This is a genomic window from Pseudomonas sp. S2_H01 (genome assembly GCF_054668305.1).
Genome location: NZ_CP162756.1, coordinates 6,601,874 through 6,627,617 on the forward strand (window position 1 = coordinate 6,601,874; position 25,744 = coordinate 6,627,617).

The window sequence follows — 25,744 nt, forward strand, 5'->3', positions numbered from 1 at the left end:
GTGGCGGCCGTCAGCCCTTTACTCGGGCCGCATAAATCCCCGACGCAATAATCACGCATGCCCCCACCACCGTCCATGCATCGGGTAGTTCACCAAATACGAACAGCCCGATGAAGGTTGCGAATACGAGCAGCATATAGTTGAAGGGCTGGAGGGTAGAGGCATTTGTGTACTTCAGAGCCTGAAGAAGGAGAAGCTGGGCCACTACGCCAGTGGCGGAGAGCACGCCCATCAGTAACCATTGGCTGCTGGTAGGAGAAACCCAGCCCGGCATGCCAATCAACGTGATGGCGATTGCGCCAAAAATCCCCATATACAACATATTGGTCGCAAAAGAGTCGTCTCGGCTGATACGCCGTGTCAGTACGCTGAAGGCAGCGAAGCCCAAAGCAGATACCAAAGGGATCAACGCGGCCTGCTCAAAGACGCCGCTGCTTGGGCGAAGAATCACGACGGTGCCGCCGAAGCCAATTGCTGCTGCTAACCACCGACGAATGCCGATGAGTTCACGGAGAAACAGGCCAGCCAGAGCTAAGGTCATGAGCGGGAAAACTGCGTAGAGCGCATGCATTTCAGCAAGCCCGAGATACCGGAGCCCTAAACCAAACAATACGATGTCTCCGACGCCGAGCAGTGCTCGAACGATTTGGAGTACAGGATGGGAGCTGCGGGCGGCTTTTCGTACGCCGCCTTGATAAGCACTGTAGGCAATGGCGAAAGCGAGGAAAACCCAATATCGCACCATCACAAGCTGCGCAATGGGCAGATCTTTTACCAATACCTTCGTGATCCCATCCTGGCTCGCGAAGACAAGCATCGACAACAAGCAGAGAACAATGCCGAGTCTAGGATTTAAGACCTCATGTGGTAGGTGGATACCTTTCGGGGAAGCGCTCATTGAATCCATTGCCTATGCACGTGAGTCCTTAATAATAGGATCATGCGGCGTGGTCATAGCTCATGCTCGCTCAGGAACGACTCAGTGATGCGCAACAACGCCACTCCCTGAAGGAGCAGTAGGTGACTAGGTGTGATCACCAGGTACGCAGACCTTCCGCTGGCTGACATTGGATCTACGCCGATTTCCGAGCAACGTCAGCAGACACTGCCAATGTACAAGACGATCACTTTCACGACTTTGGAACTGTTCGAAAAGGTATGGGAAACACCTGTGTTGAAGCTCGCCCAAGAGATTGGCGTGTCGGACGTAGGGTTAGCCAAAGCCTGCCGTAAAGCAGGTATCCCACTTCCGCCTCGCGGCTACTGGGCCAAGCAACCCTCGAAACGCCCAGCAAGGCCCAAGCCCCCGACCGAAATGGGATCGATAAGCTTCCAAGTTTTGGATAGAGCGTCACTTCCGCCACGGCCCGAAATCCCCGCGAAGGTGAAATCCGTTATCACGCGGCTTGAGGTTCCCCAGGCACTGGTTGATCCTCATCCTTTGGTAGTCAAATGGCTAAAGCAAGCCCAGTCTGCTAAGACTCACGAAGGCCATCTAATGACTGCTGGGAAGCATGTGTTGCGCTCCCACATTTCAGCTGCTCAGGTAGATCGCTCAGCGCTGATTTTTGACACTCTCATAAAGGCGAGTGAGGCACTGGGTCAGCGCTGGACAACAACGGCTCACAACGAAACGTCGATTGAGATCGACGGAGAAGAGCTGAAGCTACTGCTGAAGGAGCGTATCACCAGGATAACCATCCCCCCGCCTCCGCCTCCCCCACCTAAACGCGGCGTTCCATGGACGCCGGACTTTCAGCCTCGGGTCGCCCCTCAGTATGACTGGGTGCCAACTGGGGAACTGAGCTTGCAGCTGGAGGCCGATACCGAATACGGCACGCGCAAGAACTGGGCGGACACCAAAACGAAGAGGCTTGAAGATAGGCTGGCGGACGTCGTCGATGGGCTCTCCTTGATCGCCATTTCAATCAAAGCCATGCGAGCCAGGCGAGAGGAGGAATCGCGGCAAAGCCTGATCCGCGAAGCACGGCGACTGGAACGAGCCAGGCATGAAGAAAGCCAACGGCGCTTGCGTCATATGCTTGTGAAGAATTCGAAGAGCTGGCAACGAGCGCAGGAACTTCGCGCCTTCATTCAGGCAACCTGTGAGGCACACGCCAACAGCCCACAGCATGTCCAGGAGCAAACGGCCTTATGGGTCTCATGGGCGTCTGCACAAGCCGATATGCTCGACCCGCTACGGGCTAACAGCACATCCGTAACATCCTTGACCATGGCCATCGATTGCTGGTTTACCGGCTACAGCATGATCCGTGCAGAGAAAGATTGGTGGTCAGAGTGAGGCCACATACAAGCATAGAGGTACCCACAGACACCAGTGGGTATTCGACCGATAGGAGTGCTGAATGAAAAAGCCCGCTACCGTTCGAGGTGTTGAGTCTCTAGGCCGCACGCGCCTTTCCAAGAACTTCTTCCTTCGCGAGTTCCTGTACAGCGAAATCACCAACATTCATGGTATCCCCAATCTGCCCGACAATCCTGACCTGGCCATTGCAGCAGGCCGGGAGCTCTGTGAGGAGCTTCTAGAGCCACTTCAGGCAACGTTCGGACGCATAGCGCTTCGTTCAGGCTACCGGTCGCCTGCGGTAAACGAGTTTGGCAACGCCAATAATTTGAGCTGCGCTTCGAACAAGGCAGACAGAGGCAGGCATATCTGGGATCAAAGAGATGATGAAGGCATGGCCGGAGCGATGGTCACGATAGTCGTTCCGTGGCTGGTTGATCACATATCAGCCCATCATCAATGGCAGTCCATGGCTTGGTGGATTCATGACCATCTTCCGTACAGCGAACTGCAGTTTTTCCCCAGACTGAGCGCGTTCAATATCGCCTGGAGAGAGAAGCCATTGAAGAGAATTTCCAGCTATGTCCATCCCCGTGGTGTGCTCACGAAGCCAGGAGCTGACAACCGAAACGGCTTGCACGACGATGCCTATCCAGGCTTCCCAGAACTCGTGAACGTTGATCGGTTATATCCGCGTACAAATTTTCTAGGGATTTGAGAGCTAGGACGGCGGATAGTCGAAACCGTGAAGATGCACAGGTCGTAGACATATGGCAGGTTCATCACCCTTTGTTTTCCTACGAGCACGGGCGCAAACACGATGGACGAAGCTGGATCTTCGTTTCTGGTTGGCTCGATCTTTCGTGGACATTGCATCTCAAAACTACAAGCTGAGGGTCAGGATCGGCAAGCGGAGCGCGCAGGCGCTAAGCCTATAGGGCCAAGACACCAGCGCATGCTGGGGGCTTGGTTCACGACAGCTTTCCCGCAAGGGCGCGCCCGAGCAAGTCGAGCGAAATTTGAAACCGCGAATCTACCCAGGCAATGCAGAGTCAATCAGCGATACTGGTAGAATTGAACATGCCCCAACCTCCTACACCGAGACACCGCATGAACCCTGAACTAACAGAAGAAGAGATGCGCCGAGCCCTCTTTGGCAATGCCGAGGTATCTGCTCCAATCACCCCTGCGGTAGCAAAAGAGTCGGTTCCAGAAGTCGTCATCGTGCCGCCAGCAAAATCAGTTGCGAAAAAGAAAGTGGCGAAAGCGTTCACGCCCAGACTGAGGGTGACCTTACGAGTAGGGAATGTTTTCGAGGGAGAGACCCAGGACATAACTCACGAAGCTGACACGCTGAGCACACTTCTCGCTGAGCAAGAAGCAGTGAAAACAGCCCGAAAGAAATTCAGGTACGTTGAGGTGGTTTCCATCAAGTCGATGTAACACCGTATTGTTGGGGACAAATTAGCACAATATGGCTGCTTGACTCTGTCATCCGCCGAGACCGTGCTCCCTCGCATTTCCATCGCAGCAGGACTCTCGAATGCACATGAAACGATACAAGTGTTTCGGAACAGGCCCTGATACCGGAAACGAAGCTCTGGTTGTGTTTCTCGGTGCGTCCTCCGGATGATCGATAGAGGCGCGCCAGGAATTCGCAGCCGCAAAAATGGCCAACGCGTGCGTGTTTATCACCTCAAACGAAGATGATGCCGGGCCATGCGTTCTGGACTTTTATTACCCACACGCTAGAAGCCCCCTATGCCTGCATGCATCCCTTGCGGCTGCGCGTTACCTGCATGCCCATGGGATCGCGGAGTATTCCGGCTCGGTGCTGACTTCTATGACCAGGCAGCTGCTGTCCTTCAAGCATTCGGGAAATGAGCTGCACGTCAGCGTAACCCCTGGCCAGCTAACAATGCTCTCGCCTCCCATCGATACCATTGCAAAAATGCTTAATTGCGCGGAATCGGCCATCAGGCCACCTGCCGTGATATCGTCAATCGGCAGTCCCAAGTTGTTGGTCGAAATGGTCTCAACGGATGAGTTGTACGCGCTGCGTCCTCGGCTACAGGAGGTTGTCGATTGGGGGAAGCAATCAGCCGTGAGTGGCATCTACGCCTACGCGCATCGAGAGCCGGATAAATACGAAGGACGAAATTTTAATCATCTTTACGAGAATCTTGAGGACGCCGCGACTGGCGTCGCAGCAGGCGCGCTCAGCGTGTTGCTCGCTAAAAGCATTACTGTTTCACAAGGAGTCAGGTTAGGAAATCGCTGTCAGATCAGCGCCTCTCGTCAGGATGGTTCAATCAGCGTTGGCGGCATGGTATTCGAGGCGAGCAGTACAGGCTCGGTTTCAGATTGGTCGTAGGATGTCAGCACGTCCCGTTCAATGACAGCTGTCACGTACGCCAAGCTCAGTTTCCAAAAACATCCCTGGATGCTCTTGGCTTCAAGTGGGCCCATATCCACAGCACATTGATCTAGCTCAAACACCGCTGACCACGATTTCTGCATCCGCTGTTGGAGCTGCACCGCAGCGTCGGATCCCTCCTCTGCACTCTCCTGAGCCCTATCAAAATCTTGCTCATCAAGCTCCGACGCCCAGACGTAGCACTTGTTGAGGACAAAATGCCAAAGATCGAAGCACGACAGCACAATCTTTTCGGCGGGAATAGATAGCTCAAGCACCACAGGATCATGTAGGCCTTCCGTGTCCTCAATGTAGGGCTCAGGATGATTCTGCTCACGCCTTACCCAGCACCACCAGGGGGATAAATCGGGCCCCGGTGGGTAGATCCCAGCGCTCGCCATCGAGCCCTTCATCCAGGCATACGCGTCCTGGAAGACCGGGTCGTCGTTGGCTTCACGGATGGGGCATGTGAGCTCGCCCTCAGCCTCCAGCATTAGCCAGATCGAACGTTCCATCAGCGTCCAGCACTGTATCCGACCATTTTTGGAAAACTCCATTTGCCATTTTTGAATGCCGGATGTCGGTGACGAATGCATCTGGGGTTTAAGCTCAATGATTGAGAGGAGCGGCCACACTGGTGAGTGACCTTGGAGAAAGGTGCAATACACCCCGCCTGGATCAATACACATCTCACATACTCACGGTTTCTGCGACATGCGAATTTCCTCTGCGAGCCGTCCTGCATCTGAACGGAGTTTTTCGAGCTTGTCGTTTAGGAAAACGTAGTCGGATGTGGTGCTGAACATGCCGTCCTCATACTTCTGTCCAAGAACGAGGTCATTGAACGATCCCATCCCACCGTAAGCGGATAGAACGTACTCGATCCCCGAATAGTCGGAATCGAGTAATCGGGCGCGGGCTTTGCACGCCCATCGGCACCAGTGATCCACCCCCTCGTTATTCAGGAGCGAAGCGATCTGCTCAAGAACGCGGATTAACTCTGCGGTTTTTGGCCCCATCACTACTCCTCGGCAATCACTTAAAGGCCTGCGTACCTAGAACCAGGCATTTCGCCATGGACACCAGCCCTAAAAGCACTTTGAAAACGTGCAATGTGACGACCCCTTTCAATCTAGATCCCTCTAAAAGGACACTGCGCGCCAAGCCATGTAGACCTATCGGCACGAGGCTGATCTCAAAACCGAAATCCCTTGTGGCTGAGCCACGCCCAGTAGAAAGAGATCGGGATACATGACACCGGCAACCAGTAGATCGAAGGCGCCATTAGCTTGGCTACGCCCTCTCTACAGCCGATGCCTGCGACGAACAAGCTGGCAAAAAATAACCCCCACCACACGGGCTTACCGGGCGGGTGCCACTTGCCGGCAAACCTGCGGTGAAGCACCAATAGCGATCCCAACCCCCACCAGCCAATGAGCACAAAAATGAGCACGGGCGGGGCTACAAATCCTACGATGGTGAGAAAAGAGGTCAAGATAATATTGGGCCAGATCACAAGGTACAGACACAGCTTAACCAGCACGGTATGCAAGGTTGACCGCATACCCGTCGGTACGGGCGGTGCGTCTTGCGTCGTTTCCGGCTCACCTTCTACGTCGCCCCATGACGCGGGTTCAGACTCAGAGGCAGACGCCCAACTCCCTTCATTTGGAGATCTCGGTTTCATATGGGGAGCTGCTTGTCCAAAGCCACTCAGCTTGGCTGCCAAGAACGCTCGCTCTTTCGTAAGCGGCTTCAGTATCCCGGCTGACCCCCCGGTCTGCATGAACAGAAAATACCTATCGTTTGGATCTCGGAGAATCCGATAGACCTCTGCAATTTGGCCTCCCCTCGGACTGATGACCCGATCGACAATGAACTCGTGATCGCTGATGTCCAGGCTGGCTAAAGCGCGCTTGAATTGAGCTTCGAACTCTTCGCGTCACGGGTCGCGGTAGCGCCACACCAAGACGACGGTGATGACGATCATCGGGGTCAAGCCTGCTGCTTTGATCGTACCGTCCATCTGCTCCATGCATTTACTTCCGAAGGTCTTTCTGGTGTGCCCGCGCCAACGCCTTAGTGATAGAGCTAACGTCTTTTGTGAGCAGCAAGCGGAGCGCGCAGGCGTGAGGATGGAAGCCCGATAGGGCCAAGACATCCGCGCAGCGTGTGGCTTGGTTTACGACAGCCGACCCTCAGGGCACGCCCCGGGTAAAATTACACTTTTTCTTCAACTGATCCCATTCGTCAAAACACTGTTGATCCATCCAGCATCTGAGCCTACCCTAGAAAGAGAACAAATGTACTCCTAACGGCATTTTCCCATGACTCATACCACTCATTCAGCTTTCGATCTTGGTGTTCCCACTGAGCTCGAAAGCTACCAACACCAATGCCTCATGCTTCTGGATGAACTCCATGAAGCATGGGCAGACATCAGAAGACTCAAGGGAGATACTCGGACGTTGGTGGCTATGAATGATGCGCTGACAGCCGAGCTCAATGCATTGAGGGCAGCGCAGCGGAAAGGGTCGACGCTTTGCTAATACGATGAGCGTCGAGGGAGGGGCATTAGGTAACCGAGATCACCGCCCTCCTCTCAACTCTGCAACCGACCAAGCCTTTCCTGCACGGCATCATCAAAGATTATGTAGAGAGCTTCGATGTCCGACGGACGTAAGCGACGAGCTGCCTCCAGTCGATGATGAAGGCGATCTGCATCTCAGCCTCTCTCTCGATGTCCTCTTTCGTGCTCGCAGCGTTTAGCGATCGCACAAGGTCGTCCACCGGGCCCTGAATGGGTTTAGGGAGCCTAAGTACTCGATGCGTTCCTGGAGCATGACTGGATCCTCGTGACCGCGTGGATAGCCATCGCACCTAATATCAAGGCTGATAAAATGTGCAGTGTACTCGGCAGCCTCGGCGCGGCGAGCAACTTAGCAATTCTGACGTGGTACCGCTCTGCTGAGCAGAGGAAATGCGTGACGTGCTGAGTCAAACCTGGAAGGCATCTTGGCGCCGAGTCCACGAACGACTGCTCGACTGGGTGCCTATATGGCTCAAAGCGCCAGTTAACGACTCATGAGCGCTAGCAAGAGCAACATAGGCCAGGGGGAATTACATCGAGTCGGGATGCGTATGAAGACCAAAAGCTCCATGATCATTGTTCCCTGCATTTGGAGAAGCAAAACGAATGAAGCGATCAAAGTACCTCCCGGCCCGGCATAAGGCACCAGCCAAGCGGGAGACCTACCTCAACCTGATGACCGCGTTCCCAGGAATAGTCATGGCAGCTCTGTGGTCGTCAGGCTGGTTGAACCCTGCTACCACCTCAGCAGCATTTTATGTATCCGCCGCCCTCTGCTTTCTCATTCCGATCACGAATTACCCACACGCCAAGCGGATGCGCCGTGAATACTTTTCCTATCGCAGTAATATTCTTGCAGACCTCGGGGCATCTAGCCTCACAGACAGAGACCGGGCGACGCTAAGGAGTTATCTGGCGGAGCTCGATGAGCTATACCACCTCGTTCGTGATCCCAACACTACGTATGAGGCAGTCGCAGTCATAGGTGCACAGCTGCATCAAACTGCGCAGACCCTCGGCAGGCTGAACCACTGGGTGTACAAGCCCGCGAATTGAACGTCGACCAACCGCACTCCTCCACCACTCTGGTGCGAGGAGTTCATTGCAAGCGCTGTCCATAACCCAAGCTTCTACACTGTCGGTTCATCAAACGGATCTCGCGTTGCATGCCTTGCTCCATCGAGCCACCGGTTTGGTGAGGATCTGTGCAAGGTTGCTGGAACGCACCCAAAGCTGCCCATTAGCTTTGGGGGCGAGCAGATATCGCTACTTAAGCGGATTCCCAAATGTCTGAAGGTACTGCTCACCAAATCTGCGTGAAGCGAAGTCAGTGATGTGACCTACATCCCGATACACCGGCACACCCTCCAAAACGGTCTTACAGACATTTTGCACGCACTGGACGTTCTTCGGGTCGATAAACCTGATGCTTGGGTAATCGCGCTTAAGCTGTACGAACAAGGTCTCGAACCAACTGCTCTCTTTTGGATTTTCAGGCGTGGAAACACAGCCAGCCGACACCTCGGGACTGCCCATGAGCCCGCGCATCTTCAGATGCTGTGAAAGGCACTCGTTCACGCCAGGCGGCATAGTCTGGACGGCCTTGATAATTACCGGCGTGGCCCCCGTTTGAGTGATTACATCGAGCGCGTTACGCATCGAATCCTCAACCCTCTTCCTCGACAGCTCTACTGTGCGCTCGTCCGTCAGCGCATGCACGACACTGTCCCCCGCATAGTTGTCCCAGATCTGGCCAAGCATGACGTACTTGTAACGATTGGCTTTGACCAAATTGTAGAATTCTACAGCGCGGTCATGGCACTTGTAGTAGAGCGTGTCCTTTGACTTCCACCAGTTGTAGAGGTAGACGTCCGGCAGAGCCAGGCAAGCTGAAGTGCTCAGGGCCGTGACAGAGACCCCGGCATCCTTTCCTAGTACATCCATGAAGGCCATGTACTGATTGCTGAATGAGTCCCCGAGCATCAGTGCACGGGCAGAAGAGTGGACATCGCCAACGACGCAGCGCGGATCGGACTCATCCGTAGCGCCATCAATGCAATAGCGTCGGTTTTCGAGCTCGTAATCCTGAAGCGTTTTCTGACTTTCGGCGTACTGTGAGCCGAAGCGCTGAGGGAAGCCGCCTTTCGAATCGGCGATCTTATACGCTACCGAGTACGCAACGGCCGGAACGATCACAAGGATTGCCAACGTGGGAATGAGCTTCAGCCTTACTCGACGCAGGGGCTTCTCAATAAACCGGTAAGACACGATCGCAAGCACGATGGCTGCGATGTAGTAAACCATCTGTGAATATTTTGCTGAGGTAAGTCCGAGGTAGGCGGTCAGCGCCAACACAGGCCAATGCCAAAGATAAAGGGAGTAAGAAATCTTACCCAATGATCGAGGCAACAGACTTGCGATGATACTGCCATGAATACCCTTCTCGCCTACGTCCTTGAACAACAGAACGCCGGTGGCAAGGCAGACCAAGATGGCATGAAAATCCGGGAAGCCGCGAAGAATGCCGGTGCGAGTGGCGCAGAAAAGGATAACGCCTAAGGCAAGGAGCCCGATCACACTTGCACTGACTCGGCTCAGTTTGAGCAAATCAGCACGCAAAATCACGACGCAGGCGCCTACCTGCAGCTCAAATATGCGGGAGATGAACGAGTAGTAATTATCGTCTGGCTGGTGGGATGAGAGCATCAGCGCGATGGCGGCTGCAATTACCGCTATTGAAGGTGCAATGATTTTGAGGGCAAAAGCCGATGCTTTTCTGTGCAGGATCGCAAGGCAGACTGGAAGCAAGAAATACCACTGCCACTCGATAGCCAGCGACCAAGTGTGCAGGAGCAGCAACCACGAGCTGTCATCCGCCGCATATGCCGTGGTCGTTCGGGCGAAATATTGATTCGCCAAGAACATCGTCGCGTACTTGCCGCTCTTCAGGTAATCGATGAAGTCAGCCGGCAGGTAAACCAGCGCAGCAACCATCAGCGTCACCAGGTACACCGTGATCATCGCCGGTTGCAATCGCCAAGCACGACGCGCATAAAACTGCGCGAAGCTGAAGCGGTTTGCACCCAAATCGTTGAGCACGATTGATGTAATCAAATAGCCCGAGATGACAAAAAACACGTCAACCCCGATGAAGCCTGACGAGAAAATCGAGCTTCCCCCGTGAAACAGGAGAACCAGCAAAACTGCGATGGCCCTCAGACCGTCCACGTCGGCTCGGTACTTCATTCGCTCACTGATTTCTGGCATTGGGGTATGGGTTGTTGCCGAACGGTTACCGGCTTCATCCAATGCCTTCAGACTGTTGCTAGCCGCTCGGGAAGCACCAGCGACTTCACTTCCAATTTCCAATGACTACTTCCTCTTGGAACAACTCTGCTGGGTTGTCGTGCTCAAAATGGAGGCGAGACCGTTCTCCGTCCGATTAAAAAATCGAGCGGTTCGGTCATGCTTTAAGGTTTTAAAACGGGTCTCGTGGCCTGCAGCGCGAAGCTAATGTGCCTTAGCTACGTGGATCGGTTTTGAGCGCTGGATATTCGGCTGAATCCCATATGGCACCCAACCGTTTTTCCACAGATCAAGTGGCGTATCGCACGCAAAAAAGGTTGGGCAGACAAGCATCTTGAAAAATCCGGTTTTGCGCCTAGGCCACCTTTTTTATTCCGCGATGCAGCACACCACTCTCGGCCAAACACAAAACCGGCAAACAGATCGCTCGGTCGGTCTGTCGGGCTTGCATGGGAGAAGACTGACCTAAAGACCAATCTGATAATTATATATGTTTGAACGGTCTTTATCAAACGCGGCATACCGTCTCTTTTTGACGAGCCACTCAAATGTCGCTGCGACGTCCTTACGCTGCCACCTTGCAACTGCTTCGCAAATCCTTGAATCGCGCGCAGCATGCGATCGCCGGTGACGTCACCCAGGCCCATATCAGCCTTCTGGAGTCCTCAAAAGCGACAGCAACAATTGACACGACGGCCTCGCTGGCGAAGGCATTGGAGGTGGACGCAACGACCTTCTTTGCAATGGTGATCGCCGCCGAGCAGCAACGTACTCCGAGAGAAGTCTTGTTATCTGCCTTATCGGATTTAGAAAGGCTGAGGCTCGCGGACACACTGTTGCCGGCAGAGCCGCAGAAATTGGCACCACCACGAGTGACCGCAGCAAAACAAAAGCAACGCTTGGTTCAGGATCTGAAGAATCAGGGGATGAGCCGCAGCCAAGTCGAAACCGCGTTGGGCTTCCCGAAAACTACGGTGGCGCGACTCTGGGAAGATGACGGGCAGTCGGACAGTGAGGGGGCTATTACGGGTTAGATGTAAACTCTGGAACGCAGCTACCTGAGTCGAAGCACTGCAAAACTAAGCACTGTGGCTATTGCTCTCAACAATCGATTGAGCAAACTGCGCAAGATTATCGATCCCGCCTTTCCCTGAACGATCCAAATGAAAGCCTGTAATCCCGGCTAGGCGCGGCCCATCCCGATCACATTTACGGGAATCTCCAATCATGACCACTCGACCGCCGTCACCCGTAAAATAGTTGCCTGGTGCAATGCCGAGCTGCCGGCAAGCGATCTGATAGAGCAAGGGGTCAGGCTTCATAATTCCATGCTCAAAACTCAGGGCATGGCATTCGATCTGGGGGAAAAGGTGCATGATCGGCGCGCCGTAGGGCAGAGCGAGGTTGGAACAGATACCAACTCGCACCGTCGCATCATCCAACGCCGACACCACGTCTAGCGCATCGGGAAAAGCCTTGATCGAAGCAAGCTCCTCGGTCAAGAGGTCATCCAGGATCTGCATTTGCGCATCAGTAATTTCGATCCCAAATAGGTTCGCCGCACCTGAAAGGGTCAGTGGGTTCGTCATTAGCTGACGCAGATCAGTTGCACTCCTCCGCCTGCCTTGGCTCGCTCCAAGGTTCAAGAGTCGCAGGTACGGCTGAGTGGGTTTTTCAATGCTTAGCAGCGTTCCGAAAACATCAAAAATCACCCCGGTAACTGGTTGCGGTTTCATGCCGACATCCTCACCTCATGGCGCCTTTCTGCTCAAGATACTGCCCCGGTGTCACTCCAATGTGGAGGACAGCGCACGTTCAAGCAGTGAGACCCACGCCGCAGTCCTGGCGCATCGCAGGCTTCGCAGGTCGACAGCGACGCACATTCGCGGCATCGGTAATCTGCCTGCAAAATGCGTCTCCTCCGTTGTAGTGCACCCAAAGCTCACCCCATTTCTATTTATGGGGACGATACTGGCTGAACCTTTGGATGAGCGTCGGCATGGGCTTGCAGGCTGTTGCAGAGGCTATCCAGAAGTCATACCAGCCGGCCTCATATTCCAATGCGCGCAGGTTCGGATCGCTGCACAGTTCTGGATATTTGAGGCGCAGCATCGACAACAGATCACCCTTCACATATCGATAAGCTCTGTTCCGCATCGGCGGGCTAATGCTTGGACACATCGAACGCTCGCGTGTTTGCGAGCACCTCTGCCTGCGAGTACATAAATTGTCCCGTCTGTTTCAAAGAAGCAATCTTCCAGGCGCTCTTTGAAGCCGGACAAAAAGCCCAGCGGCCATTCCCTCGCATCGTCTGGCTCAACCAACGTATTGGCGTAGAGCACCATCGGCTGCACCCCATGTGCATCGATCAAATGGTTGTGTTGATGGGTGAGAGTGATGTCTATCAACATCCAATGTCGTGCGATACATACCCTTCTTTCAGGGAATGCTTCAGATGCGGCTTGCCAAATCTGCTCATCGGCAAGTTTTGATCCCAAAAGCGCAGACGCTGGCCCCCAAAGAAGGTTTCCGACAGCCTCGTCATCCGCTGACCACGGTCTAGCAAATTTATTCTGAATCTCTTTCACCCGCAGCTCACTCAACTATCGCCATGACCGTCTCAGCTCTGGCTTTCTTTCTCTGCCCCGCCCCAAAAAGCAGATAGGCAGTGTTCCGAGTTTCAAACACATAGCCTTCGCGCAAGGAACGCTGAAACGTGCTTCTAACCCAATCATTTCGTTGTCGCTTCATTGTGCTGTGACAGACGACCTTGCCCGCATAGAGGACATAAGGTTCAAGGCCATCCTGGGCGAGCGACTCTCTAAATGCGTCTGTGACCTCAATCTCGATGATCATCCAATCTCGGACGAGGCAGTACTGCTTACCATTGGAAAGCAGAATGGCCGCAGCCTCGGCCTGATCTTCGCTACCGTTGAACCCGACCATCGCTTCGCCTGGCCCGTTTAACAACTCCACTACGTCATGTAACACGTCATTCATGACGCAAACCCTCGGCTCGTAAATGCTTTAGTTGCTCGATCGCGCCGAAGAAGCATTCTCCGCTCGCTCGCGCTTTCAACATCACTGAAATCGCCTCAGTGACCCACGCCTCAACGCCTATTTCATCAAAGCTTCTCCAATCCGAAGGAGCCTGGCTTCGACTGTGTTGAGACCAGGGTTGCCGGACAAGTGCGGCAGCACTACGCCGAGCCTCTTGATACCCGGGCCACTCCAAAATCTCCCGAGGATCGACGGAGACCCGTCCATCTCTACAAGTAAGCGTCTTCAAAGATTTGATCGAATCAGTCACTGCTTGGGCATCACCGTCAGGTGCCCGCCTTTTCCGAAACCACATTCCCATCACCATTTCCGTTGTCAGTGCAGCCGATGACACATACGAGTTTCAAGGCCCTCCCTGACCAGCTGCATACGATGTACACGCTGTTGACCGTCCTTAAAATGGTATGACTGCCAACCATGACCTTGCTCATGATGTTCGAGGTGTGAATGCCATGGCCATCTTCAAATCGACCGAATACATCACAGAAAACAATCCCCACGGCACAGCGACCGCGAAACGACACATGGCACAAATACGCCGTGACGCTAATACCGAAATTGATCTCTTTGGCCGCTCTGACCATCATCGGAATGGTTCCGATTCGATCCTTGCCTGTTGCGCTCATCAACCCACCTTCGCACTTAACTTCACTGAAGCGAATAAAACGGCCCAATCTCACCATTCTCGAAAAGCCAGTGCGCGATCACATACAGGCCCCCTGTTTTCACCTGAACAACCCTAAATCCGTTACATAAAAAGCAGTTTGAAACCGCAGGTGCGCGAATAGGCAGCCCATCAGGGAAAGCGCGACGGCGATCACCAAACATCAACCCCGTCATCGTCGTCGGTCGCTCAAGTGCGCAGGCGAGGTACCCAACGATAGCCCCATGAGAAACAGCTTCCATCGCCCTCAAAATCACTTTCGGATACCTGAAAAAATAGAGGTCGTCGCGGGTCGCACCAAAATGCTTTATCAGGTAGTCGGCGTACCCGGGCGCTGAAGTGTTGACAGCATCAAAATCCATCAGAGGTCAATCTCGAAGCCAGCTCTGAATCCGGTTACCTCACCTGGATAGCCTCTGGGATTCGACACGACTCTGCAGTCGCCGATGGTGGTATCAACGCCTCGATGGGTATGTCCGAAAACCCACAGATCTGTTTTCTCCAGAAGGGATGGCCAATGATTCGAGTAGGCCGCGCTCAGATGCCCATCAACTTTGTCTCCGGCGACCGTGGTGGTAGGCGCATGGTGAGTGATCACCACCGTTTTCCCGACATAGGGTTTCGAAAGCTCAGTCTCCAGCCACGCCTTCGCCAATTTATTTCGGGCAGCAACATCATCTGGACGAAGCCGGCGGAAGGAATCATCTGCCCTGATCTGTCTAAAATCATTCATCCATTGCCACGCAAGATTACTCGCCGCAACGACGTCACCCGACGACGTAAAATCAGTCCAACAGGTGCTACCCAAGAAACGAACTCCACGCCAGACCAACGCTTCATTTTCAAGAATGTGTACATGTGGCGCCGCAAGGTCGCGCATCTTGGTCAGGGTTTTATCGATGTGGCCTTTGTAAAACTCGTGATTGCCGCAGACGTAAATCACCTCACAAGAAAAGGTTTCATTAGCCCATTTCACGCCTCGCGCGGAGTGATCGATGTCGCCCGCCAGGATGACTAATTCTGCGTCCCCTGCTGTCGGCGCAAACATCGAAAACTCGTTGTGCATATCTGAATAAATCTGAATTTTCATAAGAGCTAAATTCCGCAACGCTGCTTCATTTCGAGGGCCAAAATTCGGCAAGGGGCCCACGTAAGCTAGAGTTCGGTTAAGCCGTATATTGCAACGACTTCCTTCGAACGCCAGATTTTCAGCGGGAAGATCGTAGCGAACACGACTATCCAACAGCTTTGCCGGCGAAATGACGTGAGCATCATTTATCCCTTTCGAATGACTATATGCATTTGTGAGGGATAGTGCAATCCCGGCATACAGTTCTGTTTAAGGGACGATTGGTATGCCGCTACGCCACGCTTTCGCTCAGGCACTCAAGTTCGCACGTCAGCGCCTGGGCCTGTCGCAGTCGGACATTGCGGGGGCGGTGGACGCGTCGTATGTCAGCAGGTTGGAGTCGGGCAAAAGCTCGGTGACCGTTGATGCAAATGATCGCTTGGCACGCGTCCTAGGACTTCATCCACTTTCGATGCTGGTTCTCGCCTACGCAGCCGAAGAGGACAGCACTCCTCGGAAATTGCTGAAACGAATCGAGGATGATCTGGATGGCCGTGCGTTTCTGGATGAGGTGATCAATGCAGATGAAATCCTGCATCCGATTACAGCCAAAGGTGTGCAAACCACTCAGGCGGTGCAACAGTTAAAGAGTGAAGGTCTTAGCCAAGCGCAGGTAGCAAAAGCATTGGGGCTTTCCACCTCGACAATTGGGCGTCACTGGAACCGGCTGACCTGACCATCAACAACCAGGCCAGTCAGCCAGGAATGCCCCAGAGTGGAGGCAAGCTTCTAACGGTGCAGGAGTTGCTCAGGCATCGTTCAAACTGATGCTCATCTTCCGAAGCCGAGCTGGTCGAGCTGCCCCCTCAGAAAACGCTCGTTCAGCACCTTCGGGAAACCAATCGCCAGCTTCCATATCACGTAGATGAAACCGATTGGTACAATGACCCCAAGGTAGCCACCCATCAATAAACCCACGAAGCTCAGTGGCAAGAACAACAGAACTAACAGAAACGCGGTCATGCGCATTTTCTTGATCCACGTCTTGAAACCATTTTCCTCGTAGACCTTCTGCCCATCCTCCTTCTTGATGGCGAACAGGATGTAGCCCAGCCGGCCGAGTTTGACTAAGAAAAAATCGCCCTCCAGACCAGGCCTCAGGTAAGACTCGATCAACTGTCCTACTCCGACTTTTTTGATCAGCTTCACATTGCCACCCTTTTCGGCAATCCGGATGTAGGTGTACTCCGAACCGTCGGGCTTGTCCGAAGACGGCCCCATTACTTCCAACTTACCGCTCACGACGCTGACGTCACTCATACTGCACTCCATTGAAAACGCCCACGCCGGACAAGACAAAGCCTTGGCAAGCGTTTGCGAATGCGCACGCTTACCTGGCCGGCGAAATTTATTGAGATTTGAGAACCGCAAGGTCTGCACAATTAATGCAGTTATTGATTTGAGGTTTACCGTCCGTTGGGAGATCTAGGCCAACTTGGGCTTGCGATATCCAACCACCCCGCCCCACAAGGTACGGCTTATCAACAGGGATGGCGTTACGAAATACGGATATACGCACTATGTTGCATAGTTCCGAGCGCTTCAATATGGCTCTATCCTCGTTTTTGAGGATTATTCATGCCGCTCATGCGCCCACTCGGGGCAATGCTCAGGCTCGTCAGGCTTTCACGAGGACTGTCTCAGGAAGAGCTTTCAGGCGCGGTGGAAGCCAGACACGTTCATAACATCGAAAACGCCAAGAGCAGCATCACCCTTGATCGTCTGGAGACAATCGCTCAGCGACTGGACGTCGATCCCGTCGCGCTGCTTGCCTATGCCTCGAAGGTAGAAAAGGGATTACAGCGAGGGAATACATCGGGCTTTTGGGGAATGAACTTGAAAAGCTTGCGGCCCTAGGCATCGATGAACGGATCCATGAGTACTACCAGAAGGGTGACGTGGTCACGCACAAACCTGGCCGCCGCACAGATCCTGCTAAAGTAAAGGCCGTGCTGGAAGCCAAGATGGCCGGAAAGAGTAAACGAGAGGTTTCTCAGGAGCTCGGGATCGCTTGGTCGACGATAAACGATATCTGGAAGAAATCTTAATCGGGGGCGCAGTGTTCCGCCCCCATCAGTGTTACCGAGCCGTAGCCCTGTCAATCCGCCGTTGCAATGCGCGCACCATCCCCTCGGCAATCTCAATATCGGAGGCGTCAAAAGCAAGCCATTGGTAGTTGTTGCGAGTGGCGTAGCCCAGCCTTTCCTCATTCCACCGATCAATGCTACGTCTCAGCTCCACAAGGTGTTCTGAAAGCTCAAAGATATCCCTGTCCCATCGGCTCTTACCAATACGTCGGCGATTGGCCTGGACGTCACGGCTACCCGCGTCGAGCCGTGAGAATCGAGCAGGAAAAACGTGAGGATCATAGGGCCCGTCGGTGAGTGCTCTCGCAGACCGAGCCATATCATCTGCCGCTGCTACGAACGATGCGACACGAGACTCTTCGGAGCTTCCCGCAGGGCACATGGCAAGCAAAGACTGAATGACTTCCTCCGCGCTGGATAACAAGTCCGTCATCTCATCGAGGTCAAACTGAGCGAGCGGCCGGCTGTTGTCGTACGTACAGGCCAACGCACCTGACAGGTATGTATCCAGCACGGCAAACTTCTCGCGGCTCAGCGAAAACTCTCTCCCTTCACTGCCGCCAATTGTGTCAATCTGACAGGGAGCGTTGTACACATATCGCTGGTTCTCTTTTAGAAAGCCTGCAACCAAAGAGTGGTCATTTCTCAGGGATTGGCTGCGCGCCATCTGATCTTCGATTCCAGGTTTCATGACGTTTTTTAACGCCAGAAGCCCATGGTACAAATCTTCAAATTTATGGACAGCCTCCGCATAGGAATCGTCCAGATTCACTTTCTCTAGAAGTCGTCTGACCTCAAACGGTATCGTCCCGCTGTCTGCGATGTACTCAATGATACTGGCAACGTATCCGGTCAGAGAAAGGCCGAAGGATTTCACTATTTTCTCGGCCTTCTCTTTATCCTCGTCAGCAACACGGGCGTTCAACTGCGCCATCAACTGCTCCTCATCACGGTAAGAAGCTGCACACCGGCGAGGGCACGCAGCGATTCACGAAAACGCCAAATTTGCGATACGCCACTTTTTCGGAACTGGAATGCCTTTCCTCAAGCAGGGCGATCAGGCTTTCAATAGTGTTGGGTTTCTAAGAAATCGAAATCCCAAGAGCGCGAGTGCAAAGCGCTCACCTCCAGGATGGCAAGTCGAGCTGTGGAAGTAATGGAAAGGCTAAAAACCACAGACCGGCCATCTGCATAAAGGTACGATTTTGAGCCAAAGACACTCTTAGCATCACGACATGACGTGCTTTGCTCACCCGGCAGCAAAACCCCGTTCGCCGCCTGGGTCAACTCATCCTCAAGGATAGTAGCGACGCGACATCACAGCGTATAAATTCAGGTCGCAGCAGATTGGATCCTGCACTTCTTCGCGCACGCTATCCTTCCTGCAGCAAACCACAAAATCAGCAGCGAAGCGGGCGTAGCCATGGATGTTCAACGTTCCGAGCACCTTCTTGGACTATTGGCAAAAGCGGCCCATCTGGTCGAGACAAACCGCACCCAAGCCCTTCTCTTCCTCCGTGAGGCACAAGCCCATCTCTGGCGATTCGTGCCTGATAGTCCATTGCTGACCGCCAGCGAGCTGGAACGAATGCTGTCTGTGCCGCTTGAGCAATGGCTCCCCGAGATCGTAAGGGTCGACTACAACGGGGCCCTTCTCTCCGGAAATCTGCCCACCCACACCTGCAACGAATTACTGCTGGAGCTCGACGCAAAACAGATTTGGGAGAGCATCCAGTTGAGAGTGAAAGAGGTGAGAGACCTTTGCCGCTTTCGCAAGGATGGTGACCTGCATTACAGACGATTCAGACGCTTCCTCATCGAGCACGCCGTTGTCCTCCCCTACGAAGCTGCCGTCGTCTTCATCCCCCTGGGGCTGGAGATAAAAGACTTCTACGAGGCTATTCCTCAAGCGGTGCGCGACGACGGGCACATCTTCCGCTGCCCTGAATGTCAGTGGCCCATGAGTCTGCGCAGAAGCGAGGTTCAATGCGACTCAGCATGGTGCCGTGAGCATCAGAGTCTGTTTACGAGAGACGGGAAAAAATTGATCAACCGTGTGACCGGCGAAGAGCTCAGGGGCGAACCCGTCGGGGAACGACTGATGCTCAAGAGCGCGTTGTGGAAATTTACCCTGATCCCGGGCCTGCTTGAACTTCGCCTGGCGACTCAGCTCGCGACGGATGGGTTCGATGTGACGTTGTGGCCTGATGTTGACCGATCCGATCTTGCGATCCGCCTGCCAGACAAAACGCTGGAGCTGGACGCCAAGGTATGGATTTCAACCCAAGCGCTCTCACGACACATTGCCCAGCTACCGAGCAAGACACCTCGCTGGATCGTGGTACCCGACTACCAGAAATCGCATGTGCCTTCGCTGCGTGAGCACTGCCCACCTGGTATCGAGGTTTTCACCCAAAGCGATTGCAGCAAGGAGCTGAAAAAACATGCGAAGCCTTTCTGATATCGCAACGTCACTTTTTTTGGCCCTGGCGGCACGTCACTCTCGCGCTCCAAGCCTGGCTGATGCGGCGGCTCTCATCGCTGGCAGAACACACAAATGGACTCGGTGGAGCTCTCTGAGCGAGACAGAACAAGCCACCATCGCCGTGGGGCTCAGGCTACGCCCGCCTCCGCTGGCTCAGCCGGGTCGCTTCCTGGAAAGTGCAGACTTGGTTTTTCAGGACGAATTCTGCCCTTTCGAATTATCGGCGCCGGAGCAACAGGGTGGAAGGCTGCTTGAGGCTGACCGATACCGGATCAAACCAGGCCTGGATATGGATCAGGTCGTCCGGGAAAACATCGAGGCGCTCAAGGGCTGGCATCAGCCCCCCAAGCCAGTAGCTCTTCCTGCCTCAGGCGACGTTGTGCTCAAGCATATTTCCGCCGAGCAAACCCGGATTTTTGTAATACCCCACGCTGAGCGATCTGTCATTCCCACGCCCAACCAACATCTGGATCTGCGACCGGCCAGCGCGGTCAATGACATCAGCTGGGATAAGGACGCGCTTCTTTCCATCGCTCAGCGACTTGACCAAACCACGCGACTCCATCAACAACATGTGGCGTCCCTTAACAATATCTGGGGTGATGCTACACGGCGCTCTGCGAGCGCTGGAGAGTTCTACCGAGTCAACGCACCTACCGGTGCTGGCAAGTCAGTCGCGATGGTCATGATGGCTTTGGACGCAGCCCAGCGTGGCCACAAGGTTGTTATTGCTGTCCCAAGCCTGGTGGAGGTGGAGAACACGGTTAGCGCACTCAAGCAGTCCGCAGCCGTCGTCGCAGAACACCTCAAAGTCGCTCCACTGCACTCCTTGTCACGCATACACGAGCGAGCGGCTGTCCACTTCGCTCAACACAGCGAACATCACCCGTACGATTATGCGTGCCTGCTCAATGCCTTCGCAGATGATCTGGAGGCCATGCCCGCAGACAAGGAACCTTGCTTTCATCTGCACCTAGTCAGTCAGAAAGCTGGCAAGCCAGACACCACCAAACGTCTTGCTCATTGCCCTTTTCTCTTCAAATGTGGTCGCACACGCGTGCTTTCAGAAGCCATGGAGGCCGACATCATTGTCGTCAACCACCATGCATTGTTGTCGGGCAGCACGCGGATTCCGCTGGCGGATTCCGATCAATTCCAAGGCCCCCGCAGTCTTATCGAGTTGCTGCTCAGAGCCGCACCCATCTTTTTAGTCGATGAAATTGACGGCTTGCTCAAGACTGCCATCGATAGCAGCACGGTCAAGCTTGAGCTCGGCAATATTCAAGAGCAAAGCTCTCTCATTCAGTTGATGCGTACCGTCAGTAACCGCGCAAAAATTCCAGGCATCGACCAAGGAAGTCTGATCCGAATCAGGTGGGCGTTGACGTACTGTTCGGTCAGCGTTGATCAGTTGATGAACTTGCAGCAGCGCAGACATTTCGAGTGGCCAAAGAAAGAGACAACCTGGCCTCAGGCTGACGACGCTTTCATCATGGCGAAACTAGGCATCGGCATCGCCACACTGGATCGCCTCTACAATGGCTCCGATGACGTCCCGGAACACCTCAGATCCTTACGCACCAACCTCGCGTTCTGGCGGATCAACGATCCTTCCAATCGCCCGGAGCTCATGGCAGCAGAGCTGAGCCGCCTGATCAAGCACCTGTCTGACAGCGACCACCTGCCTCGCAAGCTCAACAATCTCGACCAGGTGCGCCTGAAAGCGTCTCTGATTTTGAGAGGGACACTCAGCCTGATTGAGGTCGCATTGCGCAACCTGCAGATCGAGCTTCCACTGTTTGCCGGCGCTCAGGTGCCATATGCCCACGAAGTCCAGAGTGATCTCAAAGGACGTGAGCCGCTTTCGTTCAGCCCGATCGGCCCGCTCCATCGCACGGTCTTTGGTTTCAAACGCATTCAGACCAGCGAGACCGAATCCTCACTCAACGTGGTTGCTATGCGCGGCGATCCTCACGGGACTCTCCTCGCGATGCCTGATCTGGTGGCATTGGGGTATGCGGGAGTAAAGCGCATGTCCATGGGGTTTTCGGCCACCGCGTATTTTCCGGGCGCCAGTGCGTTCGATCTCAAGGCCCGCGACTTCATCGATGTTCCTGATGCGACGGGTCAGGTGACGTTTGAAAACGTAGGCCTGACTACCGTTGTTTCGGGCGCACCTTTCTTTGAACGCAAAGACAGGATCAAGAAGCTCGCAGTAGAGATTTGGCCTTGGTTGATGCGCCGCCTGGAAATCCTGGCTGGCGATCCCGAAACCCAAAACCGGGCCAGGCTATTGTTGGTTGCAACCAGTGATGCTGACGCCGAGCTGCTTGCGGTGACGCTGGCCAATCTTGCTCAAGAGCCCATCGTTGGGTGGGTACGCGGCCGCTCCAGCGAACACAAGCCGACGCTGCTTAGCCCTGAGCACGCGCTCATTTACGATGACCTCACCCAATTCATCACGGGCAAACACCGCGATAAAAAGATACTCGTCAGCGCTCTTCACCCAATGTCGCGTGGCCACAACGTAGTAAACGTAGATGGTCTTTCCGCTATTGGTGGCGTCGTATTGTGCGTGCGGCCTCTGCCCTCATCTGACAGTCCTGAAGACAACCTTGCGCACATCTGCTACCAGACGATGAACACCATTCAGCCCCGAGAAGATCTCGGGGAGATTTTGCGCGTGGAGCGGGGACTGGCGAACTCACTGCTCAACAGCATTCGCAGTGCGCCTCCTGCATTCAGCCAGCAACCCAAAGACATCAGGCATTACACGGTCATGAACATTCTGGTTGTGCTGACGCAATTGATTGGACGGGGCCGCCGGGGCGGTACACCTGTGACCTGCTACTTCGCGGATGCGGCATTCGTTACAGGCCGAATGACCTGGGCCAAGCTTCTTTCAGACAGCGTTCGGTGCCTCAAGGAAGAAGGGCAATGGCAGCAGTTCGCTCACCATCACAATGGCGTCGCCTCGGCGATTGAGCAGTACATCATCCATTCAGTACCGGAGAGCCGATGAAACATCTCGACCTGCGTACCAGCCAATTCAGCTTTGATCCAACCCAGCTCGGCCACGTCTACAGAGTCCAGGTCGGCGAACACTACCTGGCTGCATGGCAAGTGCTGCAGAACTTGGGAAGAAAGCATCACCCAGGCCTCCCTACTCATGCGCTGAACGAGCTGCTGGCGGTGTACTCCGGCGGGCCGGTGAGTGTGAGCGCAAACCCTTATCGGGATGGCGGCGCCTCGGCGATTCTGATGCTCAAACCAATGTCCGTTGACCAGATCAATCAAACACTTCACCTGTGGTCACTTGAAGTCATGAATATCTGGGGGGAGTTCATAGACGGCTTGGACAGCAAGCTGGCTGTTATAGACGTCATCCCTCTCGCGGCCGGTGATCTCATCAAGCCCGGATTTGTCTCGCCATTGGCTTATGGTGCGATTCCATGGCTGGTGGGTCAGGCCATGTCGCAGAAACCGCTTCAATCATCCAAGCCCATTGCCCTGCACCAGAGCTCAAGCAATACGCTGTTGGCATGGGACGATCCTATCGTTGCCAAGAATGATGTGAGGTACGCGAGTGCACTTCACCTCATTGAACCTGAGCTCAAACTTCTTCGAGACTGCGATGAGCCGTTTATTCAGTTGAAGGTACAACTCAGTCAGGTGATGCCGAGCTGGGTGGGTCGTAAAAAGCACGCATGGGTGCAGACAGAGAACGTCATTCTTCGGGCCGGCGTTAAGAGCCGGATGAGCGATTCGGGATGGAAGACTCAATACGAGTTCCCAACGAATAAACTCCTGGCGTTTTTGGGGCACGCTCCCCTTCCGGATTTAACCGACGGGGCCATCCCTGTCGACAGCCCTGTCAGACCTATCTACGCCACTCCCCCATCGACGCCTATGATCGGTTCGGGCCCCGGCCCGCTATTTCTGGATCAGGCCTGTTTCCATTTGCTTTCAACCATCAACGGAACGCGAGCGTTGCTCGCACGAAAAGCCGTTTCCAGCTTGGCGAAGACCAAATCCATCCCCATCGCACCATCAATTACTGTCCAGGCCGTCGTCATCGCTGCGCATGCGGAAGTAATGCTCCGTCTGCTGAAAGCCAGCGAAACCCTGGGCGCAGCTATGCCCTACTTCAAACAGGTCTCCCCTCCGCAGATCAATCTGTCGAGGCTTGACCTTGCTGATGCCGGCCGCATGCTAGAGGGTAACGCCACCCTCGTAGAGCTCAAGCAGTGGTTGGTTGAGTCGGTGTTGCCGCAAATACGCAAGCAAGAGTCTAAAGTGGCGGTCGTGGAGACGAGCATCGAAGCAGCTGCCCGCGAAGGAGATCAGGATCCCAAGCACTTCATTCGGCGCGTGCTTGCCGAGCATGGCGTGGCAACGCAGTTCATCATGCATGACCCGATGCTTGCGACGATCGGCGACAGTCCAGAGTCGAAAAAGGACAAAAGGGATTTCAAGGCGCTGAACGCCGTGACAGAGGTGCTAAGACTCAGTGGCTACTTCCCGTCTGCATTCATGAAATCCTCCGCGATCCCTGCAGAGACCACAGTGCTATCCGTTCGCCTCGATCGAATCACCAACAAGGGGAAATCCATCTACCTCCCGGTCATCACCCGCGCAGTGGTTGGTACCCCACATGCACAGATTTTCTGGTTCGAGTCAGATCAAGTGCAGAACGGAAAGTGGTATGAGTTCACCGATGGCGTAGCCGCTATCCATGCCCGACGTACGTTACTTGATCAGGACTCGGTAAAAGACCTGATCACCCAATCGCTTCTGGTGCCTACTACCAAGGCGAACGCTCCTCTGATCCTGTGTCTGGATAGCGGGCTCAGAACGTTCTATGGGTCATTGAAAGACAGTCCGGGACAAGGTCTGCCTCCTGTCTCACCTCGGGCAGCGGTGATCAGGATCCGGGTGGATGAAGACATCGCACAAATCAGCGGCGACCATACCGTATCACCCGACAAGCCCGCTTTCGTAGGGCAACGGATAGGTGTTTTCCAGTCCCTGCGAAGCGACCGTGTCTACTACTTCGTCAGTCCGTCGAAGCTCTACAACGCGACGATTTCCTTTCGCAAGCACACCCGGTATGACGTAAGCGGACGGGATCTGAAAGATCCATGGCAACAACTGAGCGTCACCGAAATTACCGTCATCGAGCCGGGACATTTTGCGACCGCAACTCAGGTAGCCGAGCAGGTCGCATTGCTTTGTCGCAACGCTCCGATGTGGGATGGGCATTTGAAACTGCCCAGCCCAATGCACCTGGGCGCACAGATTGCCAATGACCATCCAATCATGGAAATGCGCCGTAAGAGTGATGCGAACAGGCAGGCGGCCAGTGCTGAAAGGCGGGCGGACACGGTAATCGTTAACTGACAACGGGGGCGCAGCTGAATCAACCACGTTAATGGAGATGGGTGATCCATGTGCCCCTGGTAAGTTTATAAAGACAGCACAATTTATGATCAAAACTTCTGAGAAATTATGCATCTTGAGAACTAAATTAAATGTTTACAAACTCCCTTGTTGGCCTATCACAAATTTTTGCACGGTTGTTCACTTTAGGTTACCTGGCCTAGGGTTTTTTACCGCGTGTTCCCGTGGAACCAGTCAAACGCAGCGAGTTTGGTAACCTTCACCGACGAGAACTACGCAGATATCTTCCCAAGGCAACGGCC

At 54.2% G+C, this 25,744-nt stretch carries 23 protein-coding genes and 1 pseudogene; 11 read left to right on the forward strand and 13 right to left on the reverse strand.

From position 1 onward, the window contains the following. Nucleotides 1-10 precede the first annotated feature (10 nt). On the reverse strand, nucleotides 11-898 hold the full coding sequence (locus tag AB4N84_RS29830) for a DMT family transporter (RefSeq protein ID WP_460044582.1): 888 nt from the start codon (nucleotides 896-898) through the stop codon (nucleotides 11-13). Nucleotides 899-1,111: 213 nt separating this feature from the next. On the opposite strand from AB4N84_RS29830, the gene AB4N84_RS29835 reads away from it, so the two are divergent. The 4 genes from AB4N84_RS29835 (at nucleotide 1,112) to AB4N84_RS29850 (ending at nucleotide 4,679) form a co-directional block, all read left to right on the forward strand. After that, nucleotides 1,112-2,302, forward strand: coding sequence for a hypothetical protein (locus tag AB4N84_RS29835; RefSeq protein ID WP_460044583.1), 1,191 nt, complete (start codon nucleotides 1,112-1,114; stop codon nucleotides 2,300-2,302). 64 nt (nucleotides 2,303-2,366) lie between these two features. Then, nucleotides 2,367-3,023, forward strand: coding sequence for a peptidase M15 (locus AB4N84_RS29840; RefSeq protein WP_460044584.1), 657 nt, complete (start codon nucleotides 2,367-2,369; stop codon nucleotides 3,021-3,023). 392 nt (nucleotides 3,024-3,415) lie between these two features. Further along, nucleotides 3,416-3,748: a hypothetical protein gene (locus AB4N84_RS29845; RefSeq protein ID WP_460044586.1), complete on the forward strand. Its 333-nt coding sequence runs from the start codon at nucleotides 3,416-3,418 to the stop codon at nucleotides 3,746-3,748. A 226-nt stretch (nucleotides 3,749-3,974) separates the two neighbouring features. Then, on the forward strand, nucleotides 3,975-4,679 hold the full coding sequence (locus AB4N84_RS29850; RefSeq protein ID WP_460044587.1) for a PhzF family phenazine biosynthesis protein: 705 nt from the start codon (nucleotides 3,975-3,977) through the stop codon (nucleotides 4,677-4,679). On the opposite strand, the gene AB4N84_RS29855 is transcribed toward AB4N84_RS29850, so the two are convergent. The 3 genes and pseudogenes from AB4N84_RS29855 to AB4N84_RS29865 form a co-directional block, all read right to left on the reverse strand. Continuing rightward, on the reverse strand, nucleotides 4,604-5,356 hold the full coding sequence (locus tag AB4N84_RS29855; RefSeq protein ID WP_460044589.1) for a DUF3841 domain-containing protein: 753 nt from the start codon (nucleotides 5,354-5,356) through the stop codon (nucleotides 4,604-4,606). The two genes, AB4N84_RS29850 and AB4N84_RS29855, sit on opposite strands and share 76 nt — an antisense overlap. Before the next feature lie 63 nt (nucleotides 5,357-5,419). Further along, the gene (locus AB4N84_RS29860) at nucleotides 5,420-5,740 is read right to left on the reverse strand and encodes a DUF6966 domain-containing protein (protein ID WP_460044590.1); all 321 of its coding nucleotides are present in this window, start codon (nucleotides 5,738-5,740) and stop codon (nucleotides 5,420-5,422) included. Between the two features lie 1,583 nt (nucleotides 5,741-7,323). Next, a pseudogene (locus AB4N84_RS29865) lies at nucleotides 7,324-7,564 on the reverse strand (hypothetical protein). A 446-nt stretch (nucleotides 7,565-8,010) separates the two neighbouring features. Here AB4N84_RS29865 and AB4N84_RS29870 point away from each other — a divergent pair. Then, nucleotides 8,011-8,367: a hypothetical protein gene (locus tag AB4N84_RS29870; protein ID WP_460044592.1), complete on the forward strand. Its 357-nt coding sequence runs from the start codon at nucleotides 8,011-8,013 to the stop codon at nucleotides 8,365-8,367. Between the two features lie 210 nt (nucleotides 8,368-8,577). Here the strand turns inward: AB4N84_RS29870 and AB4N84_RS29875 are convergent, their stop codons facing one another. After that, nucleotides 8,578-10,680 carry an acyltransferase family protein gene (locus AB4N84_RS29875; protein ID WP_460044593.1) on the reverse strand — a complete coding sequence of 701 codons (2,103 nt, stop codon included), beginning with the start codon at nucleotides 10,678-10,680 and terminating at the stop codon, nucleotides 8,578-8,580. 485 nt (nucleotides 10,681-11,165) lie between these two features. On the opposite strand from AB4N84_RS29875, the gene AB4N84_RS29880 reads away from it, so the two are divergent. Further along, complete coding sequence (locus tag AB4N84_RS29880) at nucleotides 11,166-11,651, forward strand: transcriptional regulator (RefSeq protein ID WP_460044594.1); 486 nt, start codon at nucleotides 11,166-11,168, stop codon at nucleotides 11,649-11,651. A gap of 45 nt (nucleotides 11,652-11,696) precedes the next feature. Here AB4N84_RS29880 and AB4N84_RS29885 read toward each other — a convergent pair whose 3' ends face one another. From AB4N84_RS29885 to AB4N84_RS29910, 6 genes are all read right to left on the reverse strand, one after another. Further along, entirely contained in the window at nucleotides 11,697-12,353 is a 657-nt protein-coding gene (locus tag AB4N84_RS29885; RefSeq protein WP_460044595.1) for an HAD family hydrolase, read from the reverse strand. A gap of 393 nt (nucleotides 12,354-12,746) precedes the next feature. Then, nucleotides 12,747-13,205 (reverse strand): DUF6957 family protein, encoded by a 459-nt coding sequence (locus AB4N84_RS29890; RefSeq protein ID WP_460044597.1) that lies wholly within the window; start codon nucleotides 13,203-13,205, stop codon nucleotides 12,747-12,749. A 7-nt stretch (nucleotides 13,206-13,212) separates the two neighbouring features. Beyond that, a complete protein-coding gene (locus tag AB4N84_RS29895) occupies nucleotides 13,213-13,617 on the reverse strand; it encodes a DUF6957 family protein (protein ID WP_460044598.1) in 405 nt (134 codons plus the stop codon). Between the two features lie 326 nt (nucleotides 13,618-13,943). Next, nucleotides 13,944-14,303, reverse strand: coding sequence for a hypothetical protein (locus tag AB4N84_RS29900; protein ID WP_460044599.1), 360 nt, complete (start codon nucleotides 14,301-14,303; stop codon nucleotides 13,944-13,946). Nucleotides 14,304-14,325: 22 nt separating this feature from the next. Then, nucleotides 14,326-14,703, reverse strand: coding sequence for a hypothetical protein (locus AB4N84_RS29905; protein ID WP_460044600.1), 378 nt, complete (start codon nucleotides 14,701-14,703; stop codon nucleotides 14,326-14,328). Next, entirely contained in the window at nucleotides 14,703-15,431 is a 729-nt protein-coding gene (locus tag AB4N84_RS29910; RefSeq protein ID WP_460044602.1) for a metallophosphoesterase family protein, read from the reverse strand. Before AB4N84_RS29910 ends, AB4N84_RS29905 begins: the two co-directional genes overlap by 1 nt. 265 nt (nucleotides 15,432-15,696) lie before the next feature. On the opposite strand from AB4N84_RS29910, the gene AB4N84_RS29915 reads away from it, so the two are divergent. Next, nucleotides 15,697-16,146 carry a helix-turn-helix domain-containing protein gene (locus AB4N84_RS29915; protein ID WP_460044604.1) on the forward strand — a complete coding sequence of 150 codons (450 nt, stop codon included), beginning with the start codon at nucleotides 15,697-15,699 and terminating at the stop codon, nucleotides 16,144-16,146. 95 nt (nucleotides 16,147-16,241) lie between these two features. On the opposite strand, the gene AB4N84_RS29920 is transcribed toward AB4N84_RS29915, so the two are convergent. Continuing rightward, nucleotides 16,242-16,730, reverse strand: coding sequence for a hypothetical protein (locus AB4N84_RS29920; protein ID WP_460044605.1), 489 nt, complete (start codon nucleotides 16,728-16,730; stop codon nucleotides 16,242-16,244). A 318-nt stretch (nucleotides 16,731-17,048) separates the two neighbouring features. On the opposite strand from AB4N84_RS29920, the gene AB4N84_RS29925 reads away from it, so the two are divergent. Continuing rightward, a complete protein-coding gene (locus AB4N84_RS29925; protein ID WP_460044607.1) occupies nucleotides 17,049-17,327 on the forward strand; it encodes a helix-turn-helix domain-containing protein in 279 nt (92 codons plus the stop codon). Nucleotides 17,328-17,549: 222 nt separating this feature from the next. On the opposite strand, the gene AB4N84_RS29930 is transcribed toward AB4N84_RS29925, so the two are convergent. Further along, nucleotides 17,550-18,491: a type II toxin-antitoxin system RelB/DinJ family antitoxin gene (locus AB4N84_RS29930; RefSeq protein ID WP_460044608.1), complete on the reverse strand. Its 942-nt coding sequence runs from the start codon at nucleotides 18,489-18,491 to the stop codon at nucleotides 17,550-17,552. A gap of 489 nt (nucleotides 18,492-18,980) precedes the next feature. On the opposite strand from AB4N84_RS29930, the gene AB4N84_RS29935 reads away from it, so the two are divergent. The 3 genes from AB4N84_RS29935 to AB4N84_RS29945 are packed head-to-tail and all read left to right on the forward strand — an operon-like array spanning nucleotide 18,981 to nucleotide 25,442. Further along, nucleotides 18,981-20,018 carry a restriction endonuclease-related protein gene (locus AB4N84_RS29935; RefSeq protein WP_460044609.1) on the forward strand — a complete coding sequence of 346 codons (1,038 nt, stop codon included), beginning with the start codon at nucleotides 18,981-18,983 and terminating at the stop codon, nucleotides 20,016-20,018. Beyond that, the gene (locus AB4N84_RS29940; protein WP_460044611.1) at nucleotides 20,002-23,064 is read left to right on the forward strand and encodes an ATP-dependent DNA helicase; all 3,063 of its coding nucleotides are present in this window, start codon (nucleotides 20,002-20,004) and stop codon (nucleotides 23,062-23,064) included. The genes AB4N84_RS29935 and AB4N84_RS29940 overlap by 17 nt, the downstream gene beginning before the upstream one ends. Next, the gene (locus AB4N84_RS29945; RefSeq protein WP_460044613.1) at nucleotides 23,061-25,442 is read left to right on the forward strand and encodes an RNaseH domain-containing protein; all 2,382 of its coding nucleotides are present in this window, start codon (nucleotides 23,061-23,063) and stop codon (nucleotides 25,440-25,442) included. Before AB4N84_RS29940 ends, AB4N84_RS29945 begins: the two co-directional genes overlap by 4 nt. Nucleotides 25,443-25,744 lie beyond the last annotated feature (302 nt).

Bases quoted from the DNA above. Each gene is read 5' to 3' on its own strand.
- AB4N84_RS29870 (WP_460044592.1), top strand. From the start codon at position 8,011: ATGGCAGCTCTGTGGTCGTCAGGCTGGTTGAACCCTGCTACCACCTCA.
- AB4N84_RS29845 (WP_460044586.1), top strand. From the start codon at position 3,416: ATGAACCCTGAACTAACAGAAGAAGAGATGCGCCGAGCCCTCTTTGGC.
- AB4N84_RS29940 (WP_460044611.1), top strand. From the start codon at position 20,002: ATGCGAAGCCTTTCTGATATCGCAACGTCACTTTTTTTGGCCCTGGCG.
- AB4N84_RS29840 (WP_460044584.1), top strand. From the start codon at position 2,367: ATGAAAAAGCCCGCTACCGTTCGAGGTGTTGAGTCTCTAGGCCGCACG.
- AB4N84_RS29880 (WP_460044594.1), top strand. From the start codon at position 11,166: ATGTCGCTGCGACGTCCTTACGCTGCCACCTTGCAACTGCTTCGCAAA.
- AB4N84_RS29830 (WP_460044582.1), bottom strand. From the start codon at position 898: ATGAGCGCTTCCCCGAAAGGTATCCACCTACCACATGAGGTCTTAAAT.
- AB4N84_RS29910 (WP_460044602.1), bottom strand. From the start codon at position 15,431: ATGAAAATTCAGATTTATTCAGATATGCACAACGAGTTTTCGATGTTT.
- AB4N84_RS29915 (WP_460044604.1), top strand. From the start codon at position 15,697: ATGCCGCTACGCCACGCTTTCGCTCAGGCACTCAAGTTCGCACGTCAG.
- AB4N84_RS29860 (WP_460044590.1), bottom strand. From the start codon at position 5,740: ATGGGGCCAAAAACCGCAGAGTTAATCCGCGTTCTTGAGCAGATCGCT.
- AB4N84_RS29930 (WP_460044608.1), bottom strand. From the start codon at position 18,491: ATGGCGCAGTTGAACGCCCGTGTTGCTGACGAGGATAAAGAGAAGGCC.
- AB4N84_RS29885 (WP_460044595.1), bottom strand. From the start codon at position 12,353: ATGAAACCGCAACCAGTTACCGGGGTGATTTTTGATGTTTTCGGAACG.
- AB4N84_RS29835 (WP_460044583.1), top strand. From the start codon at position 1,112: ATGTACAAGACGATCACTTTCACGACTTTGGAACTGTTCGAAAAGGTA.
- AB4N84_RS29850 (WP_460044587.1), top strand. From the start codon at position 3,975: ATGGCCAACGCGTGCGTGTTTATCACCTCAAACGAAGATGATGCCGGG.
- AB4N84_RS29895 (WP_460044598.1), bottom strand. From the start codon at position 13,617: ATGAATGACGTGTTACATGACGTAGTGGAGTTGTTAAACGGGCCAGGC.
- AB4N84_RS29905 (WP_460044600.1), bottom strand. From the start codon at position 14,703: ATGGATTTTGATGCTGTCAACACTTCAGCGCCCGGGTACGCCGACTAC.
- AB4N84_RS29900 (WP_460044599.1), bottom strand. From the start codon at position 14,303: ATGAGCGCAACAGGCAAGGATCGAATCGGAACCATTCCGATGATGGTC.
- AB4N84_RS29945 (WP_460044613.1), top strand. From the start codon at position 23,061: ATGAAACATCTCGACCTGCGTACCAGCCAATTCAGCTTTGATCCAACC.
- AB4N84_RS29935 (WP_460044609.1), top strand. From the start codon at position 18,981: ATGGATGTTCAACGTTCCGAGCACCTTCTTGGACTATTGGCAAAAGCG.
- AB4N84_RS29925 (WP_460044607.1), top strand. From the start codon at position 17,049: ATGCCGCTCATGCGCCCACTCGGGGCAATGCTCAGGCTCGTCAGGCTT.
- AB4N84_RS29920 (WP_460044605.1), bottom strand. From the start codon at position 16,730: ATGAGTGACGTCAGCGTCGTGAGCGGTAAGTTGGAAGTAATGGGGCCG.